At 37.0% G+C, this 17,800-nt stretch carries 19 protein-coding genes; 11 read left to right on the top strand and 8 right to left on the bottom strand.

Going from position 1 to position 17,800, the window contains the following annotated elements; all coding sequences use genetic code 11:
* Positions 1-86 precede the first annotated feature (86 nt).
* Together ACMZ42_RS14325 and ACMZ42_RS14320 are read right to left on the bottom strand one after the other, a co-directional pair.
* A complete protein-coding gene (locus ACMZ42_RS14325) occupies positions 87-1,733 on the bottom strand; it encodes a hypothetical protein (RefSeq protein ID WP_415731857.1) in 1,647 nt (548 codons plus the stop codon).
* Entirely contained in the window at positions 1,726-2,274 is a 549-nt protein-coding gene (locus ACMZ42_RS14320; RefSeq protein ID WP_415731856.1) for an RNA polymerase sigma factor, read from the bottom strand. Before ACMZ42_RS14320 ends, ACMZ42_RS14325 begins: the two co-directional genes overlap by 8 nt.
* Positions 2,275-2,503: 229 nt before the next feature.
* On the opposite strand from ACMZ42_RS14320, the gene ACMZ42_RS14315 reads away from it, so the two are divergent.
* On the top strand, positions 2,504-3,838 hold the full coding sequence (locus ACMZ42_RS14315; RefSeq protein WP_415731855.1) for a sodium-dependent transporter: 1,335 nt from the start codon (positions 2,504-2,506) through the stop codon (positions 3,836-3,838).
* Between the two features lie 275 nt (positions 3,839-4,113).
* Here ACMZ42_RS14315 and ACMZ42_RS14310 read toward each other — a convergent pair whose 3' ends face one another.
* The gene (locus tag ACMZ42_RS14310; RefSeq protein WP_132361698.1) at positions 4,114-4,374 is read right to left on the bottom strand and encodes a DUF1871 family protein; all 261 of its coding nucleotides are present in this window, start codon (positions 4,372-4,374) and stop codon (positions 4,114-4,116) included.
* Between the two features lie 72 nt (positions 4,375-4,446).
* Here ACMZ42_RS14310 and ACMZ42_RS14305 point away from each other — a divergent pair, with 72 nt between their 5' ends.
* Complete coding sequence (locus ACMZ42_RS14305) at positions 4,447-5,619, top strand: MalY/PatB family protein (protein ID WP_415731854.1); 1,173 nt, start codon at positions 4,447-4,449, stop codon at positions 5,617-5,619.
* Between the two features lie 378 nt (positions 5,620-5,997).
* On the opposite strand, the gene ACMZ42_RS14300 is transcribed toward ACMZ42_RS14305, so the two are convergent.
* The 3 genes from ACMZ42_RS14300 to ACMZ42_RS14290 all read right to left on the bottom strand — a co-directional run bounded on the left by ACMZ42_RS14300 (position 5,998) and on the right by ACMZ42_RS14290 (position 7,167).
* Positions 5,998-6,210 (bottom strand): hypothetical protein, encoded by a 213-nt coding sequence (locus ACMZ42_RS14300; protein ID WP_415731853.1) that lies wholly within the window; start codon positions 6,208-6,210, stop codon positions 5,998-6,000.
* A 22-nt stretch (positions 6,211-6,232) separates the two neighbouring features.
* Positions 6,233-6,820 carry a peptidylprolyl isomerase gene (locus ACMZ42_RS14295; RefSeq protein ID WP_370078011.1) on the bottom strand — a complete coding sequence of 196 codons (588 nt, stop codon included), beginning with the start codon at positions 6,818-6,820 and terminating at the stop codon, positions 6,233-6,235.
* Between the two features lie 131 nt (positions 6,821-6,951).
* On the bottom strand, positions 6,952-7,167 hold the full coding sequence (locus ACMZ42_RS14290) for a hypothetical protein (protein ID WP_415731852.1): 216 nt from the start codon (positions 7,165-7,167) through the stop codon (positions 6,952-6,954).
* Positions 7,168-7,311: 144 nt separating this feature from the next.
* Here ACMZ42_RS14290 and ACMZ42_RS14285 point away from each other — a divergent pair, with 144 nt between their 5' ends.
* Complete coding sequence (locus tag ACMZ42_RS14285; RefSeq protein WP_370078013.1) at positions 7,312-8,019, top strand: hypothetical protein; 708 nt, start codon at positions 7,312-7,314, stop codon at positions 8,017-8,019.
* A gap of 364 nt (positions 8,020-8,383) precedes the next feature.
* Positions 8,384-10,237, top strand: a complete 1,854-nt coding sequence (locus ACMZ42_RS14280) for a transglycosylase domain-containing protein (RefSeq protein ID WP_402869254.1) — start codon at positions 8,384-8,386, stop codon at positions 10,235-10,237.
* Between the two features lie 416 nt (positions 10,238-10,653).
* Here the strand turns inward: ACMZ42_RS14280 and ACMZ42_RS14275 are convergent, their stop codons facing one another.
* A complete protein-coding gene (locus ACMZ42_RS14275; protein WP_370078017.1) occupies positions 10,654-11,217 on the bottom strand; it encodes a DUF5366 family protein in 564 nt (187 codons plus the stop codon).
* 153 nt (positions 11,218-11,370) lie between these two features.
* On the opposite strand from ACMZ42_RS14275, the gene ACMZ42_RS14270 reads away from it, so the two are divergent.
* From ACMZ42_RS14270 to mnhG, 7 genes are read left to right on the top strand one after another with little or no spacing between them, the layout of a single operon-like run.
* Positions 11,371-13,785: a Na+/H+ antiporter subunit A gene (locus ACMZ42_RS14270; protein WP_415731851.1), complete on the top strand. Its 2,415-nt coding sequence runs from the start codon at positions 11,371-11,373 to the stop codon at positions 13,783-13,785.
* Complete coding sequence (locus ACMZ42_RS14265; protein ID WP_370078021.1) at positions 13,772-14,194, top strand: Na(+)/H(+) antiporter subunit B; 423 nt, start codon at positions 13,772-13,774, stop codon at positions 14,192-14,194. The genes ACMZ42_RS14270 and ACMZ42_RS14265 overlap by 14 nt, the downstream gene beginning before the upstream one ends.
* Positions 14,194-14,535 carry a Na(+)/H(+) antiporter subunit C gene (locus tag ACMZ42_RS14260; protein WP_415731850.1) on the top strand — a complete coding sequence of 114 codons (342 nt, stop codon included), beginning with the start codon at positions 14,194-14,196 and terminating at the stop codon, positions 14,533-14,535. Before ACMZ42_RS14265 ends, ACMZ42_RS14260 begins: the two co-directional genes overlap by 1 nt.
* Complete coding sequence (locus ACMZ42_RS14255; protein WP_402869260.1) at positions 14,528-16,015, top strand: Na+/H+ antiporter subunit D; 1,488 nt, start codon at positions 14,528-14,530, stop codon at positions 16,013-16,015. The genes ACMZ42_RS14260 and ACMZ42_RS14255 overlap by 8 nt, the downstream gene beginning before the upstream one ends.
* Positions 16,016-16,019: 4 nt before the next feature.
* Positions 16,020-16,499 (top strand): Na+/H+ antiporter subunit E, encoded by a 480-nt coding sequence (locus ACMZ42_RS14250; RefSeq protein ID WP_370078025.1) that lies wholly within the window; start codon positions 16,020-16,022, stop codon positions 16,497-16,499.
* Positions 16,496-16,777: a Na(+)/H(+) antiporter subunit F1 gene (locus ACMZ42_RS14245; RefSeq protein WP_142510536.1), complete on the top strand. Its 282-nt coding sequence runs from the start codon at positions 16,496-16,498 to the stop codon at positions 16,775-16,777. Before ACMZ42_RS14250 ends, ACMZ42_RS14245 begins: the two co-directional genes overlap by 4 nt.
* The gene (gene mnhG / locus ACMZ42_RS14240) at positions 16,761-17,129 is read left to right on the top strand and encodes a monovalent cation/H(+) antiporter subunit G (protein WP_415731849.1); all 369 of its coding nucleotides are present in this window, start codon (positions 16,761-16,763) and stop codon (positions 17,127-17,129) included. The genes ACMZ42_RS14245 and mnhG overlap by 17 nt, the downstream gene beginning before the upstream one ends.
* Before the next feature lie 52 nt (positions 17,130-17,181).
* Here mnhG and ACMZ42_RS14235 read toward each other — a convergent pair whose 3' ends face one another.
* On the bottom strand, positions 17,182-17,652 hold the full coding sequence (locus ACMZ42_RS14235) for a GNAT family N-acetyltransferase (protein WP_415731848.1): 471 nt from the start codon (positions 17,650-17,652) through the stop codon (positions 17,182-17,184).
* Positions 17,653-17,800: the final 148 nt, after the last annotated feature.

Raw genomic sequence — 17,800 nt, 5'->3', positions numbered from 1 at the left:
CCTTTGCCCACTTTCTTTTTGTTTGCTACGTATATATCACCACAAATTATAACATAGGTGTATTAGTGGGGCAAAAATTCATTCCATCAATCCATGATTCCTGTTATGCGATAATTACCTTCTTTATTTTGCGATAATTTAATAAGAAATTGTCTACCATACATATCCTGATACTCTCCAGAAACACGAACAGCAACCATTGGATACATACCATCATATTCTCCTAATTGACTAAAGATATCTAAACTTTTAACTTTGTCTAACAAACTTGTATTAATGTTCGTTTCTGGCATTAATATAGCTTTTTGTAAAGATTCGTCTCCAATAGTTACTGCATATAAATAAAGAGAAACCATATTTAATGGGCGTAATTGATTGATAATTGTTTCTGTATCGCTTTTTTTATATTGCTCATATATACTCTTTATTTGTGATTCATCAATACTTACAATAGTAAAATCACTATCATTAATAAATCCTGCTGTTTCTTCTCGAGTTTGCAATATGATTGTCCAAATATCGTAAGCTGATAACTGAGCTAAAGTATTTGAGCGATTGTCCTGTTGCAGTTCATTCAAAATTGTTGAAGCAGTTTTTTTCATTACTTCCCCGTATGTTCCATTAGCTACTTTTTGCAAGAAATTCATATATTCTTTATGGGGTTTCCCATCTTTTGTAAGAGCAGGATAGCTTGCAGTTCCCTTTAACAACACCAACCATGTATTTTCAAAACTTTGTCTTAAAACCTTATAAGTAGATGAGCCTGCGTCCACATCTGCTATTAACGAACGCTCCATTATTTTTAAGGATTTAGCAGTTTCTTCCCGTGTATACCTTAAATCATCTGCTAATAATAAATGCCCCTTTTCTAAATACTCAAAGTAACCAAAAATATCTGGATGTAATTGCTGAATAGAATCCTGTACAAATTCGCCATTAATAGGATTAGCTTTAAAATAAAACTTACCTTCATCATCCACTTTCAGTTCCATAAATTGATTGTTTGCAGCTTCAAAAATTGCTTTTAAATCTGATGGATATTGATTGATATCCATTTTTTTCTTCAAAAGAGGTTCATATTGTACAAGAAGATTGCTGTAAAAACCTTCTAGTTCTAGGACCGTTTTTTCATATAAGCGATATACCTCTAAAGATTCATCAAAAGATAATTGTTTCCGTTCTTCAATCGTTTCTATCGCTCTCCTAGGTGTCATTAATTCATTAAGAACATTTTCTTCTGCATCTTTTAAATACTGCTTATCGCTTTCAAGTAAACGCAAATTATTTCTTGTATAAAAGTCTAACTTAGCATCAGCCTCTTTAATAAATTCAAATGCATTTAGTTCATCAATGGAAACTTTTAATTCTCTTCTTATTTGTTCTTTTTTACTGTTGTATTTTTTAGTAATATTTTCAATCCATTTTTTATTTCCAGCTTTCTGTGGTTCTTCCAAAGAAACATCTTCTTCACTATTTGTGATTGTTGGTTGATTAATCATATACGAAGAAACTAGCACACCCACTAAAAGTACACTTGCAATGCTTGCTATCCAGACAGCTGGCTTTTGCCATCTTAAGGGGGGCTTTTTTGTTGTTATGATTTCTGGCGAATGTTGTGTTGCATTTTCTGCTTCGATTTGTGTGAAAACGGCTTCTGGATCTAACTGTGATTCCATGCGATCATAGGATTTTTTTAGAAGCTCCATTCGTTTTTCAAATTGTTTATCATCCATTTTCAACACTCCCCTCCTGCATTAACACCGCTTTGAGCTTTTCCTTTGCACGTAATATACGAACTTTGACAGTTGATAACGAAATATTTAGTACCTCGGCTATCTCCTCATACTTTAATTCATGGAAGTAAAATAATATAAGAGGATAACGATATTTTTCATCCAGTTCGTTAATGGCATTATGTAATAGCCTATCCTCCTCAAAATTAAGGGCATGCTTTTCTGCTGAAGATGAGGGCATTTGTTGCTGAGCACTTAGCTTTTCTTCCTTTGCCTGCTCTCGTTGTTCTTTGCGATAATAATCACGTGTTGCATTCAATGTGATTTTATAGAGCCATGTCGTAAAACGATCCTGCTGAAATTGATGTAAAAAACGATAGAGCTTCACAAATACCTCCTGCGAAACATCTGCTAAATCATCACTATGTACGCCGCATTGAAAAGCAAATTTTTCAACTGTTCGTTGATGTATTCGGATCAGCTCTATATAGGCGTCTTTGTCTCCTTGCTGAGCCCGTTCTATTAATTCAGTTTCTGTCACAGTCATCCCCCCTTTTGCACATGTAACGAATCATTCCTCCTAATTGTTACATATTTAAACGAATTTCACTTTTTTAATAATTTACCCAAACACTTATTACGCCTCTAAAATTACCCCGGTTGCACAAACGAAATTATTTTAGAATATCTATAAGTCATTTCTGAAATTTGCTTGTGTAACGAGAATATTGCTGTAAAATGAAACCTTAGTATAAAGAGGATTTATTTTCGTGTCTTCGAGAGATCAATTTACATCTAAAATTGGGTTTATTTTAGCTGCCGCTGGAAGTTCTATAGGGTTAGGAGCGATTTGGAAGTTTCCTTATATGGCGGGTACTAACGGCGGAAGTGTTTTTATTTTATTATTTATCCTATGTACATTTTTCATCGGCTTGCCGGTATTAATTGCAGAATTTATGATTGGACGTCGCGGGCAAAAGGATGCCGTCACGTCGTTCAAGGAACAAGCGCCAGGAAAACCATGGTACTTAATAGGATGGGGCGGCATGATTATTGCCGGTCTAATACTTTCATTTTACAGTGTTGTTGGTGGCTGGATTTTAAGCTATTTAGGCCGTTCCCTAACGTTCCATTTCAATAGTTCAAATGGTAATTATGCAGATTTATTTAGTAACATTATTTCAAGCCCATTTGAAGCGGTGATTGTTCAAGGGTTATTTATGTTGTTAACTGTAGTGATTGTATCAGCTGGTATTAAAGGCGGTATTGAAAAAGCTAGTACATGGATGATGCCACTGTTATTCATCTTTTTCATCGTATTAGTTATACGTTCTTTAACTTTGGACGGTGCAATGGAAGGCGTCAAATTTATGTTCGTCCCTGATTGGTCCTATTTAAATGCGGAAACATTTTTAAAAGCGCTTGGACAAGCATTCTTCTCGTTAAGTGTTGGGATTGCGGTAATGATCACATATGCTTCCTATTTGTCGAAATCAGAAAAGATTGGAAATTCAGCCATCAATGTGGCATCGATGAATATCATTATTTCTTTACTTGCAGGTCTAGTAATTTTCCCAGCAGTGTTCGCACTTGGCTATACTCCTGATCAAGGCCCTGGCCTCGTTTTTATTATTTTACCTGCTGTTTTTGAACAATTACCTCTTGGTGGTCTATTCTTAACGATTTTCTTCGTACTCTTACTATTTGCAACAGTTACTTCTTCCATTTCCATGTTAGAAATTGTCGTGGCTATCGCAATTGGAGATAAGCCTGAAAAGCGTAAAAAAATCGCTTGGATTGGCGGTATTATTATTTTTATTGTCGGTATTCCAAGTGCATTATCATTCGGTATCCTATCTGATGTAAAAATTTTAGATCGTTCTATTTTCGACTTTGTAGACTTCTTGACGAATAATATTGGTATGCCAATTGGAGCCTTACTAATTTCTATCTTTGCAGGCTATTATTATACAAAAGATATTTCTCGTAAGGAGCTTGCCTCATCTAGTCTGATGTTCAATATTTGGTATATTTTAATTCGGTATGTTTCTCCAATAGCGATAGTAATTATTTTCATCCAGGGGATCTTACCTTTGTTTAAATAAAAAAACGAGGTTGTCTCTCAATTGAAAGTGACAACCTCGTTTTCTATAGAAAAGCAAAAGCATCATTGCGTCCGGATTCAGCTTTGTGCTTAGGCCAACAGATGTTTTTTGCGCGTAAGCGTAGTGCTAACGCAGCGGCAGCGGCAGATGTTTTTTGCGCGAAAGCGTAGCGGCAGCGGTATGATGTTGGTCACTCAGTCATTGCTACAGGACGTGGTGTTCTTATACTGAGTTCCTCTATTTTAGCGGATGTTTTGACTCCCGCTAAAAAGAAGTTAAATAATGCATTTTGCTTCAAATTTTATCGCAATAAGTTTGTACGAAATGGCTACACAATCTTCAAATGGAATCCATTCTTCAAACGAATGCTCATATGTTTCTTGAATAACCTTTGCAAGAGTAGATGGATCATCAATACCTTGCAATGCTGCTACAACATCTGCAGTTTCAGTATCATAATGATCTGGACCTAAGTGGAATGGATCCCACTCCTCTAGCAGACGTACGGCTGCTTGATTCATTTTTATATTTTCCAAAATACTCACCTATTATCCTTTTATCATACTCGTATGATACCATAGTAAATAAAAAAGAAAAGAGTGATTTGCTTGTCTATTTTCGATCAAACTATTAAACGTCGTTGTACAAACTCTGTAAAGTGGGACGCAATGGAAAATGTATATGGGCTACAAGATGCTTCAGACATACTACCAATGTGGGTAGCTGATATGGATTTCGCTGCTCCAGTAGCCGTATCAAAAGCGCTACAAGAGCATGCTGAAAAGACAGTTTTCGGCTATAGCTTTGTTAGTGATGAAGCAGTGCAAGCGATTGTAGACTGGCAGAATGCTCATCATGATTGGCACATTGACAAAGATTCAATTGTTTTCTGTAACGGTGTTGTTGCTGCTTTAGCGGATAGTATCAAGGCATTTACAAATCCAGGAGATAAAGTACTTATTTCCTCACCTGTCTACCCACCATTTTATAACATTCCAAAAAGTAATGGCCGAGAGATTGTTAGTTGTCCTTTAGTAGAAAAAGATGGCACATTTGTCTATGACTTTGAAGCCTTTGAACAAGCACTCGCTCAAAATGTGAAAGCCTACATATTGTGTAATCCTCATAATCCTGGAGGCTATGCATGGGATGAAGCTACATTAAAGGAAATCGTACGACTATGTGCAAAATATGATGTAGTGATTATTTCCGATGAAATTCATTCTGATTTAATGTTAGATGGCTCAAAACATACACCATTAGCAAAAATCGCTGGTGATGAAATTGATCGTATTATTACGTGCATGGCACCGACAAAAACATTTAATCTAGCTGGTATTCAAGTCGCTTATATGATTGTGCCGGATAAGGAAAAGCGTATGCTACTAGAAGCAGTTCATATGGCTAGTGGGCAAGGCTCCTTAAATACCTTTGCTTCTGTTGCACTTCATGCTGCTTATACAGAGGGTTCCCCATGGTTAAATGACATGCTTTCTTATATTTCAACTAATATGGACTATGTGATTTCTGAATTAGGGCAATTACCTGGCATCCATATTAATAAACCTCAGTCCACATATTTACTTTGGATTGATTATCGAGAATTAGGGCTTGATGAAAAAGAAATCATGAAACGCTTGCTGAAAAATGGCAAGCTAGCATTAGAGCCTGGGACAAAATATGGTGAAGAGGGTCGTGGCTTCCTACGTATGAACGTCGCTTGCTCATTTGACACAGTGAAAGACGGTGTTCAGCGCTTTAAGCAAGCACTTCAGCAATAGAAAATAAATAGCGAAGGATATCTCAAGTTTTCCCGAGATATCCTTTTTTTTGTTTAGAAAATATATCTCATATGGAGAATGGTACTAAGAAAACAATACATGAGGTGTTTTGGCATAAAATAAATGCGAAAATACAAATGCCCCGCAGTCCTTAAAGGCTGCGAGGCATCTCGTACAATCAATTATGCCTCGGCATAATTGTAGGCTATAGGCTAACAGATGTTTTTTTGCGCGAAAGCGTAGTGCAACGAAGCGACAGCACAGATAAAACCGTGTTGCTGTCGCTTCGCTTTCGCACAGATAAATTGCCACAGGACGTGGCGTTCTTAGACTGAATCCCTCTAATTCAGTGGGTGTTTAGACACCCGCTAAATACAGTTAAGTATTTTGCTGATTGTTTGTATTATTTTTCTCTGAAAGAATACGTGCTTCGATTTCCTTTGATTTCATTTCTTGTTTCTTAGAAATCTTACGGAAAACAGTAAAGACAACAATACATAAAATAAGCATTATTAAAAATTCAAAAGCTGCAGGAATGTAGCCTGATTTATCTTCTGGGAAATATAAAAATTGATACATTAAATGTTTCATGTTTTACACGTCCTTACAATTATTATTCAAAAACTGTAATTGACTCGATTTTCACATCTTCTACTGGTTTATCACGCATGTCTTTTTCTACGTCTGCAATTTTGTCTACGATGTCCATTCCTTCAACAACATGACCAAATACTGTATGTTTATGGTCTAACCAAGGAGTACCACCATTTTGAGCATATGCTTCAATAATTTCTTCTGGGAAGCCAGCACCTTGTAATTGACGAAGCATATCACTTGGAAGGTGCTTCATTTGTACGATAAAGAATTGTGAACCATTTGTGTTTGGACCCGCATTTGCCATTGAAAGGGCACCGCGAAGATTAAATACGTTTTCAGAGAACTCATCCTCGAAAGAGTTACCCCAAATTGATTCACCGCCCATACCTGTACCAGTTGGGTCACCACCTTGAATCATAAAGTCTTGGATCACACGGTGGAAAATGATGCCGTCATAGTATCCTGATTTTGCATGGCCTAAGAAGTTTTCAACAGTTTTTGGTGCATGCTCTGGGAATAATTTAATTTTGATGGCACCTAATGTTGTTTTCATTTCTACAAGTACTTCGCCTTCTAGTACTTCTGTTGTTAATTGTGGAAACATTGAAGTCTCTCCTTTAAATGTAAAATTTCAGTTTCAATGAAAATGATAGCACTATCATTTCTGACCTCATTTTAGTCTAACATACTTCTTAATGGTTTTCTTCACCAAAGTATTGACGATTTTTTGCACTTTTAATTTTTTAGCTTATCACCATACCGTGGGGTTGATTTCCGTTCCGGTTGGACGCTTTGTAGCTGACGCTTTGCTTTCGCTACAGAAAACATTTGTAGCTGACGCTTTGCTTTCGCTACAGAAAACATTTGTTGCTGACGCTTCGCTTTCGCACAGACAAAACCCAGTTGCTGCCGCTTCGCTGCAGGATCTCGAGCCAACATGTTGTTTGTCACGAAGGCGTTATCACAGTACTGGTTAAGAAATATTCTTTCATATTAACCCCCTTAGTATATTTTTTATGATTGTTCATATATTCCGTTGGTCAATCGTAAAAATGGATTATATGGATAATGATAGAAAAAAACGGAGGGATTGAAATGAAATTCATACAAAAAATAAGTGTAATCGGACTGTCGGTATGTATGTTGAGTATCGTTTTTTCATCTGCCAGCATGGCAACAAAAACCGTTACAGAAGAGCACCTGAATTCAGTAAATGATAAAAATAAAAAAGAAGTTAATTATTACAAAAACGACTCCGCCAAAATATTAGCACAAGAAACAAAAACGGTACTGATTAAAACAGTAAAAGAGGATCAATCATTATTAGAGCAAAAAACAAAAGAATTTGAAGAAAAAATGAAAAAGGAACAAATAGCCTTTATTGAAGAGGGTTTGAAAAAAGCAACAACGCTTCAAGATGTAGAAAAAGTAAAAAGTGAAGCAGCCAGCTTATTAACAAAAGAAAAAGAATTGTTTAAAGCAGAAAGTGAAAAATATGTAAAACCAATGATTGATACGGAAAAAATGAACTTAGCGATGATTTCAAGTTCATATAAGACGTTTAGAGATGACTTTTTCACCTTTAACAAACACGGATTCTATTACTATGATGTCGATAAAAATGAATTTGTTCCAAACAATAAAGTAAATACAACAAAAGAGGTAAAAGAATTTGAAAAAAAACACATAGAAGATACAAAAGTAAAAGATAATCCAATCAACACCTTAATCCTGTTCATTCTCCTTGGATTGTTATGTATAATTCCTCTTTTCATAAGTAACAGACAAAAAAACAGAGCGTAATCTTTGTTGCTGCTATTAGCCTTCGTTCTCTATCGCTAACCCTAAGGAGTTGCCAAACCTCCACTCCAATCAACTTATTTATAGGAACGCGCGTTCCTATAAAATAACACCCAACTTTTTAGTTTTATCGACATTCGCCTTCCTAAGAGCAAAAAGGATTTACACAAAACTGTGTGTGAATCCTTTTACTTTATTATGTCGCCCAGCCTCTACTCCAATCATTAATAAGCTTTAACAAGCGTCATCTCCAACTTCATGGCAAAATTAATTATTTGATAAATACAAATAGGTCGTAACGCGTATTTGGAAACTATCCAAATTATGTTATTCTGTTGAGTGACTCATATTTAGAGTGGAGGCACACATGAAAAAGGCTTTTGGTTTTTTTATCATTTTACTGTCCTTACCTGTCCTTTGGTGGATTAGTACAAATATTAGGACAGAGATCAATGCGGCACAAGCGCATGAGGAGGAAATTGCTAGTGCTATTCATTTACCGGAAGTACAGCCACAGCTTCCAGTAACACTTATTGATCGAAACGGCAAAACATTTAGCGAGGAATATGTCGAATGGCGTCAACCTCTAACATTACAGGAAACCCCAAAAATTGCCCAGGAAATTTTTATCGCAAGTGAGGACGCTCATTTTTATGAGCATATCGGCTTTGACCTCAGTGCGATCATCCGTGCAGTTGTTGCTAATTCAAGCTCAAATTCAGCTTCTCAAGGTGCTAGCACCATTACACAGCAGCTCGTTCGTATGCGTTATTTATCCGATGAAAAAACATATGAACGAAAATTAACAGAGATTTTTTACTCCTATGAGCTTGAGAAAGAATTTGATAAAGACGAGATTTTAACGATGTATCTTAATGAAGCCTATTTTAGCAATCAAGTTTATGGAATTGGTGGAGCAGCTACATATTATTTTCAAAAACCACTCCAAGAGCTATCTATAGCTGAAATTGCTTTTATTGCTGCCATTCCAAATAACCCCTCGCTTTATAATCCTTTAAAAAACTTTGATAAAACAAAAGCGAGGCAAGAGCGGTTATTAGATACACTCGCAGCGAGTGGCGCTATAACAAAAGAAGATGCCACTACATATAAAGCTGAAACTATAACGTTAAATGTAAAGAATAAAGCGCAAAGCTACCCTATGTACAGCACGTATGTCCTACAAGAGCTTAGATGGTTAGTTGCAGAAAAAGAAGGTTATTCAGATCGACTTGCAAATACACAAGGCGAGGAAGAGAAGAAAAAAATCAAAGCGCAGCTAGACAATCGACTCAATACATTATTCCAAAATGGATTAACGATTTATACCGCGCTTGACCCAGACAAACAAGCACATGATGAGAAAAAAATGACTGCAATTCTAGGCTCAGGTAAATTACAAGCAGCTGGAGCAGTTATTGATAATACATCCCGAGAAGTTGTTAGTCTTTATGCTGGGAAAAACTACGAGAAGTTTGGTTATCATCGTGCCTTTCAAGGTACGCGTCAGCCAGGCTCTGCCTTTAAACCGTTAGCGGTGTACGCTCCTTTCTTTGAAACGACAGCTCACACACCTGATTCTATAGTAAGTGGTGGCAGTTATTGTGTCGGTTCATTTTGTCCGCAAAACTATGGAGGCTTTAAATACGGTGATGTACCAATTAGAGTAGCATTTCGAAATAGTTACAATACATCGGCTCTTCGTCTCTTTAACACAGTCGGAATTGACACAGCCTTTAGTTACTTAGATCGCTTTCATTTCCGCTCCATCGTGGCAAAAGACCATGATTATGCTCCTGCCTCTTTGGGAGGGTTAACGTATGGTGTTACAGCACTTGAGCTAGCAGATGCTTATACAAGCTTTATAGACGGCTCATACGTACTTGCCCATAGCATCCGTAAAGTAACAGCATCTGATGGCACGGAGCTTTACAGCTGGGATTCAGCACGCGATCAAATTTGGTCACCGAAAACGGTTAAGTATATGCGTTCGATGCTTACAGATGTTGTTACTAAAGGTACAGGACAAGGCGTTTATAGTAGAAGTAACTATGTCGGTGCCAAAACGGGAACAACTAACGACTATCGCGACTACTGGCTTGCTGGATTAAATGATGAATACACTGCAGCAGTATGGCTTGGCTACGATAAGCCACAATCTATGGAGAGTTTAGAATCTTATAAGATTCACCACAAGCTATTTAATGTTTTACTGGAATAAAAATCAATTATGCCTCGGCATAATTGTTGCTGTCGCTTCGCTTCCGCACAGATAAACAATACGTCCGGAATCGGCTTTGTGCTTAGGCCTGCGTGAGAGCCGACACGATGTCGGTCGTTTCGGTAATGCCACAGGACCTGGCGTTTTTACCGATGCAGGTCAGTTAGCCGTTATCGCATGGATGCGATGATTTTAGGCTAACATCCTTTAAGCACTCCTTTCCGATTCCGTGACATCCGCCGGAGGCTTAACTTCTTACAGCGGATGTCTTTTGTACCGAAAGCGTAGCGACAGGTACAGATGTTTGGACAACCGCTGTAAGAAGTTAAAAGGAGCAGCCCTGAGTGAAATTCTTCACTCTAGGGCTGCTCCTTTATTGTTTTAACGTTACTATGTAATTTAATAAACCACGGCATTTAATGAGCAAACGGTAAGCTTGCCAAAATACCATTATACAATTTTAAAACAACATAAACTAATAGCGATAATAGTATTGTCCACATAAAAAGCTCAAATACTAATAAGCCAATCGTTCCACCCATCGACATAAAATGACTCATTTTATAGATAAGGTAAATAAAGTAGATAAAAACAGTTAAGATAAAAATACCTACTAAAACGTAAATAAATTGAATAGCAAAGGCTGAACAGATTGCACCAACCAATAAAATGATGTATCCACCTCGTGCTTGATTAACTGTCGCACCATCATGATCCTTTGAGAAAAACAACATTCCTAGTTCATGAATAGTTTCCCCTACTAATTTTAATGCCGAAAATAACATAAAAAAGATTACTGCAAAGACAATTAGCAAGAATACACGGAGCTCGAAATCGGATAAAAACTCACGCATGCCGGAATACACACCGATTGCATGAAAAACTAGCAACGATTCACTTACTGCATACATTCCAAATGTCAAACTAAACAATAAAATCGTAATTAATGGTAGATAACCATAAATATAAGGGTTCTTCATAAAATTTTTTTCCTTTATTATTATTGATAACTTCCTATTTATAATATATCCAAAATTCTTCCACTATCGCAAGCTAAATCATATGAGTGCATATGCATTCATACAAAAAGTGCGATATAATTAACATACTTATCTGCATAAAGGAGGATTTTTTTGTTACAAGTACTTTATATTTTCATTCCAATGCTTGCTGCAATATTTGTGCCACTTTTATATAAAAGCATTAAAAATATTCACACAGGTTGGTTTGTTCTTGCAGTACCTGCTACACTTGCGATTATTTACGCGTCTTATATCGGAAAAGTAGCAGATGGTAAAGTATTTCTTGAAGAGCTTCCTTGGATTCCATCGCTTGATATTTCCATCGTTTCTTATTTAGATGGACTTAGCTTGCTGTTCTCATTACTGATTACTGGAATTGGCTCATTGGTCGTACTTTACTCTATTTTTTACTTAGACAAACATAAAGAAAAATTACATAATTTTTATGTTTACCTATTATTATTTATGACCGCAATGCTAGGAGTAGTACAGTCAGATCATTTAATTACGCTGTACTTCTTTTGGGAACTAACATCTATTTCATCATTTTTACTGATCGGCTATTGGTATTCTCGTGATGCCTCTCGCTTTGGTGCACTTAAGTCAATGATGATTACAGTCGGTGGCGGCTTAATGATGTTAGGAGGATTCATCCTTCTTTATATAATGGGAGGAACGTATTCAATCCGTGAACTTATTATCATGGCACCTAGTTTAGTGCAGCATCCGCTGTTCACCTGGTCGCTCGTTTTAATACTTCTAGGAGCATTTACGAAATCTGCCCAATTCCCATTCTACATTTGGTTACCAGATGCAATGGAAGCGCCAACACCAGTAAGTGCATACCTTCACTCTGCAACAATGGTAAAGGCAGGTATTTATTTAGTTGCACGCTTTACACCTATTTTCGCTGTTTCTGAGCTTTGGGTATGGCTCGTTACAGGCGTAGGTATCTTAACGCTATTCTGGGGTTCATTCTTTGCTGTGAAGCAAACAGATTTAAAAGGAATCCTTGCTTTCTCTACAGTGAGTCAGCTTGGACTTATAATGTCATTGCTCGGCGCAAGTGCTTTGGCGTTTCATGGCAACGGGGCAACAGATACTATTAAATTTGCTGCCTTTGCGGCGATTTTCCACCTTATTAACCACGCAACATTTAAAGGAAGCCTATTCATGATTGCTGGTATTGTCGATCATGAAACAGGTACACGTGATATTCGTAAGCTCGGAGGCTTAATGAGTATTATGCCGCTTAGCTTTACAGTAGCGGCAATCGGAAGCTTATCAATGGCTGGTCTACCGCCATTTAATGGCTTCTTAAGTAAGGAAATGTTTTTAACTGCCATGCTTGCACTGCAAAATTTCGAATTTTTAGGCTTTGAAACATGGGGAGCACTCTTCCCGATTGTTGCTTGGATTGCTAGTATATTTACATTTGTCTATAGCTTCTATTTTGTTTTCAGAACATTTACTGGTAAATATACACCAGAAAAATTACCTCATAAACCACACGAGGCACCGATTGGCATGCTAATTTCGCCGATGATTTTAGCAGCATTAGTCGTAACAATATTCTTTATTCCGAACCTTGTTGGTGATACTTTTGTAAAGCCAGCAGTACAAGCTATTCAGCCATTCTTATATGATTCACCGAAGGATATTGATATTCATGTAGCAGCCTGGCATGGTGAAATTACACCTGAATTGCTCATGACGTTTGGCATAGTAATTGTTGGGGTTCTACTATTTGTAGCGTTACCGAAATGGCAGGGCATTTATCAAAAATTCCCACGAGCTTTAACATTAAATAATGCATACGACAAGATTATGCTCGGACTAGATGTTGGGTTAAATCGCGTATCACGTCTTTATATGACGGGCTCTATGCGTCACTACCTGCTGTATATGTTTAGTAGCATTGCAGCAATTGTAATAGGTTCTTTATTTGTGAAGAATGCTTTTACAGTCTCCTTCCAAGATACTGCACCTATTCATCCTTACGAGATCATTTTAGTTTTGGTGTTAGTCGTTGGAACAGCCATTACTATTTTAGCAAAATCACGTTTAACAGCCATTATAGGTCTTGGTGCAGTGGGCTACACAGTAGCATTATTCTTCGTTATTTTTAATGCTCCTGATCTAGCATTAACACAGCTTGTCATTGAAACAATTTCTGTTGCGCTATTTTTACTAGCGTTTTATCATCTGCCTAAGCTTGGAAAACGAGAAGAGCGCATGAGATTCCAATTAAATCGCGCGATTGTTTCCATTGCAGTCGGTGTTATGGTTACGCTTTTAGCACTGTCTGCACATTCACAAAAATTGATTCCAACTATTTCGAAGTATTATGAGGAAACAGTTTATTCAAAAGCAGGCGGTGGAAACATTGTCAACGTGATCTTAGTAGACTACCGTGGCTTTGATACATTATTTGAAATTACAGTACTAGCTATTGCTGGAATGGCCATTTTAGCAATGATAAAGCTACGCATGAATAGAAAGGAGAAAACACATGAAAACAAATGATGTCATTATACAATTTACAACAAAAATTGTATTCTTCATTATTTTCTTCTTCTCCATTCATATTTTTCTCGCTGGTCATTACACACCTGGAGGCGGCTTTGTTGGTGGACTTTTAACATCGAGTGCTATTGTACTCTTAGTCCTTGCCTTTGATTTAAATACGGTTCGTAAGGTTTTACCTATAAATTATACGTATTTAACAGCAATTGGCTTACTACTTGCACTGGCAACAGCCGCTTTCCCAATGTTTGTAGGTCAACCGTTTTTTACACATTTCTTTGATTATTTCGATTTACCGCTTCTAGGCAAACAGTCATTACACACGGCTATGCTTTTTGATAGCGGTGTCTATTTGGTTGTTGTCGGCGTTACGATGACCATTATTCAAACGATTGGGGAGGATGAATAATGGAAATATTGATGGCGTTTGTCATAGGCTTTCTGTTTATGGCAGCGGTTTATTTAATCTTATCTAAAAGCTTATTGCGTATTATTATCGGGACAGGCCTTTTAAGTCATGGCGCTCATCTTCTCATTTTAACGATGGGCGGGCTTGGTGGAGAAGCACCACCTGTTTTAAAGGAAGGGGCAAAAACTTTTGCAGACCCATTACCACAGGCGCTTATTTTAACAGCGATTGTTATTAGTTTTGGGGTAACAGCTTTCTTCCTTGTACTAGCATACCGTTCTTATCAGGAGCTTGAGACAGATGATATAAGCTTAATGAAAGGAAGTGATGAGGATGAATAACTTCCTTCTACTGCCAATTATCATCCCGTTTTTCTTCGGTATGATTTTAATGTTTGGGCAAAAAAACTTAAAATACCAACGTTCATTCGCATTACTTGGTATAGGGCTCGCACTTACATCAGCGATTTCACTACTTTTAAAGGTGAAAAATGACGGTATCCAAAAGGTGACATTCGGAGATTGGCCTGTGCCATATGGCATTACGATGGTTTCTGATATGGTGTCCGCACTGCTTGTCACAACAACGCTGCTGATCGCACTTTTTGTTGTTTGGTATGGCTTCGGTTCCATCACAAAAGAACGTGAACGCTTCTTCTACTATCCTGGAATTATGTTTATTTTAACCGGGGTTAACGGGGCATTTACGACAGGCGATATTTTTAACCTTTTCGTATTCTTCGAGGTATTGTTAATGGCCTCTTATTTACTCATCGTTCTTGGGGGCGAGAAAGGACAGCTTAAAGGTTCTATTAAATATATTTTAATTAATGTTATTTCATCTGCATTATTTGTTATTACAGTTGCCTACCTTTACTCTGTAGTAGGTACATTAAATATGGCAGATATTGCAGTAAAGATTGCTGAAATTAATCAACCAGGTATCGTTACTGTTATCGCTGTACTATTTTTAATGGTATTTGGGTTAAAAGCGGCTATTTTCCCGCTATACTTTTGGCTTCCAACTTCTTATGCAGCAGCACCTATACCAGTACTAACGCTATTTGGTGCACTACTAACAAAGGTGGGCATTTATGCGATTACTCGAACATATACATTGTTCTTTGTTCATGATTTATCGTATACCCATGATCTACTGATGGCATTAGCAGTTGCAACAATTATTGCGGGCTGTATTGGTGCACTTGCCTATCACGATGTAAAGCTCATCATTATCTATAATATTGTCATAGCTGTAGGTGTTATTTTATTCGGTGTATCTCAAATGAATGAAATCTCCCTAAAAGGTGCAATGTTCTATTTAATTCATGACATGCTTATAAAAGCAGCGCTCTTTATGTTAATAGGCATAGTGATTTACATTACGGGTACATCTGATTTACGAAAAATGGGCGGTCTTATGAATAAATATCCTGCTCTTGGTTGGTGCTATTTAATTGCAGCATTTGGTCTAGCAGGGATTCCTCCACTTAGTGGCTTCGTTGGAAAGCTGTTGATTGTACAGGGAGGATTTGAAGCAGGCAGTAAATGGAGCAGTATTTTTATTTTAGCTTCGTCTCTTCTCGTTTTATTGTCTGTTATTCGTATTTTCCTTTATGCCTTTTGGGGTGAAGAAAAAGAAACAACGGGTACTGTCGATAAAAAAGTCTACAATACTCTATTTGTGCCTACTGTGCTTTTAGTACTCATTACTGTAGCCTATGGTGTAGGCTCTGAATGGATTACTCCATTTATGGACGATGCGGCAAAACTATTAAGTGATCCATCTATTTATATAGATGCTGTAATGAAGGGGGATTAGAGATATGGCATTTCAAATTATTTTAAATGTTGTACTTGCCTTCGTTTGGATGTTCCTTTCTTCTAATTACACAGCAACAGGCTTTATCGTTGGGTTCATTCTCGGTATTATATTGCTCATTATTATGCGTAGGTTTTTTACTACCCGACTTTACGTCTACCGTATATGGGCAATGATTAAACTGACGTTACTCTTTTTAAAGGAGTTAGTGTTAGCGAATATACAAGTTCTTCAAGTAGTCTTAAAGCCTAAGTTGGATATGCAGCCTGCATTCTTTGCCTATCCGACTGTTTTAACAGAAGAATGGGAAATTACTTTATTATCCAGTCTTATTACGTTAACACCTGGTACAATAGTAGTGCATGTATCAGATGATGCAAAAACTTTGTATGTACATGCTATCGATATGAGTGATGTCGATGAAGCGATTACAGCAATTCGAGATTCATTTGAGAAAGCGATTTTGGAGGTGAGTAAATCATGACAACATTTATTATTGCTTCGATTGTAGTGATTTGCTTATCAATGATTGCAGTCATTTATCGAATGGTTAAAGGACCTTCTGCATCCGATCGTGTAGTAGCATTGGATTCATTAGGTGTATCAGTAATCTCGCTAATTGGACTGTTTTCAGTACTGGTTGAAACAAGCTTCTTCCTGGAGATTATATTATTGTTAGCGATTTTATCGTTTATCGGTACTGTTGCTTTCTCTAAATTCATAGAGAAAGGAGATATCATTAAACGTGACAATTCTCGCTAATAGTTTAGTTATTTTTTTCATTTCTGTAGGGGTGCTATTTATAGTCGTGACAGCCATTGGTCTTGTCCGTTTACCTGATTTGTACACACGTGCGCACGCTGCTTCTAAAAGTGCAACGCTCGGTGTCATGTGCGTACTCATTGGCGTATTCTTTCACTTTTGGCTGATTGAAGATCACTTTAATCCCCGCATTTTGCTCGGTATACTGTTCCTGTTTATCACAGGTCCTGTCGGAGGGCATATTATGGCTCGCTCCTCATACATCGCTGGCGTAAAACCTTGGAAAGGCACAATACACGACGAGCTGGGACCTGAAATTGATCGGATGAAAAAGGAACAAGGCATTAAATAACTTTTCAAAAATAGTTGGCCAATGAATAAACTAACTTCATTGGCCACCTTTTTTAATTATTTGATAGCATAAAAAATTCCTTCTCTAAACCAATGCCTTCCCAAAAGTTTAGTGCTAAGTCATTTTTTAAATCTACATAGACATTTACTACAGTAGTATTATGTTCGTCATTAAACCAATTCACTAAATCATCTACTAGACGTTTAGCAACCTTCTGTCTTCTATATACTGGTACTACATAAACCTCGTCTATTTGACCGTAGTTCATATCGTAAATAAAATCCTTTTTGATCGATGCCAATCCAAAACCAATCATTTCATTATTTTCATTCGTTGCTATACAAATGGCCCCATATTTTGAATGAATATATTGTTCCAGCTGTTCTTGAATTCCCTTCCTTTCACTCTCCCCTAATTCACAATCTGCCGTTTCTATGGCATTTTCATTCCATAGTTCCAATATTTCATTTAATAATTTCTGGTTTACAACATCCTCAGTTAATAGTTGAATATGTATGCTCATTTCTTTCATCTCCTATAACGTTTGATGATTTAATCATCTCACAATATATGGAATCACTCTATAATAAACAGGTAAATCTACCAATTAATTATACTTCAGCATAATTGTTGCTGTCGCTTCGCTTTCGGTACAGAAAACATTCGCTGAA

Source organism: Lysinibacillus sp. NPDC056185, assembly GCF_047737915.1.
Classification (GTDB): domain Bacteria; phylum Bacillota; class Bacilli; order Bacillales_A; family Planococcaceae; genus Lysinibacillus.
This window is presented reverse-complemented; position numbering and strand designations above follow the sequence as displayed.

Excerpts from the sequence above, each read along its gene's own strand:
- ACMZ42_RS14285 (WP_370078013.1), top strand. The coding sequence starts at position 7,312 with ATGAAATTCATACAAAAAATAAGTGTAATCGGACTGTCGGTATGTATG.
- ACMZ42_RS14280 (WP_402869254.1), top strand. The coding sequence starts at position 8,384 with ATGAAAAAGGCTTTTGGTTTTTTTATCATTTTACTGTCCTTACCTGTC.
- ACMZ42_RS14325 (WP_415731857.1), bottom strand. The coding sequence starts at position 1,733 with ATGGATGATAAACAATTTGAAAAACGAATGGAGCTTCTAAAAAAATCC.
- ACMZ42_RS14300 (WP_415731853.1), bottom strand. The coding sequence starts at position 6,210 with ATGAAACATTTAATGTATCAATTTTTATATTTCCCAGAAGATAAATCA.
- ACMZ42_RS14295 (WP_370078011.1), bottom strand. The coding sequence starts at position 6,820 with ATGTTTCCACAATTAACAACAGAAGTACTAGAAGGCGAAGTACTTGTA.
- ACMZ42_RS14275 (WP_370078017.1), bottom strand. The coding sequence starts at position 11,217 with ATGAAGAACCCTTATATTTATGGTTATCTACCATTAATTACGATTTTA.
- ACMZ42_RS14250 (WP_370078025.1), top strand. The coding sequence starts at position 16,020 with ATGGCATTTCAAATTATTTTAAATGTTGTACTTGCCTTCGTTTGGATG.
- ACMZ42_RS14235 (WP_415731848.1), bottom strand. The coding sequence starts at position 17,652 with ATGAGCATACATATTCAACTATTAACTGAGGATGTTGTAAACCAGAAA.
- ACMZ42_RS14260 (WP_415731850.1), top strand. The coding sequence starts at position 14,194 with ATGGAAATATTGATGGCGTTTGTCATAGGCTTTCTGTTTATGGCAGCG.
- ACMZ42_RS14265 (WP_370078021.1), top strand. The coding sequence starts at position 13,772 with ATGAAAACAAATGATGTCATTATACAATTTACAACAAAAATTGTATTC.
- ACMZ42_RS14245 (WP_142510536.1), top strand. The coding sequence starts at position 16,496 with ATGACAACATTTATTATTGCTTCGATTGTAGTGATTTGCTTATCAATG.
- ACMZ42_RS14255 (WP_402869260.1), top strand. The coding sequence starts at position 14,528 with ATGAATAACTTCCTTCTACTGCCAATTATCATCCCGTTTTTCTTCGGT.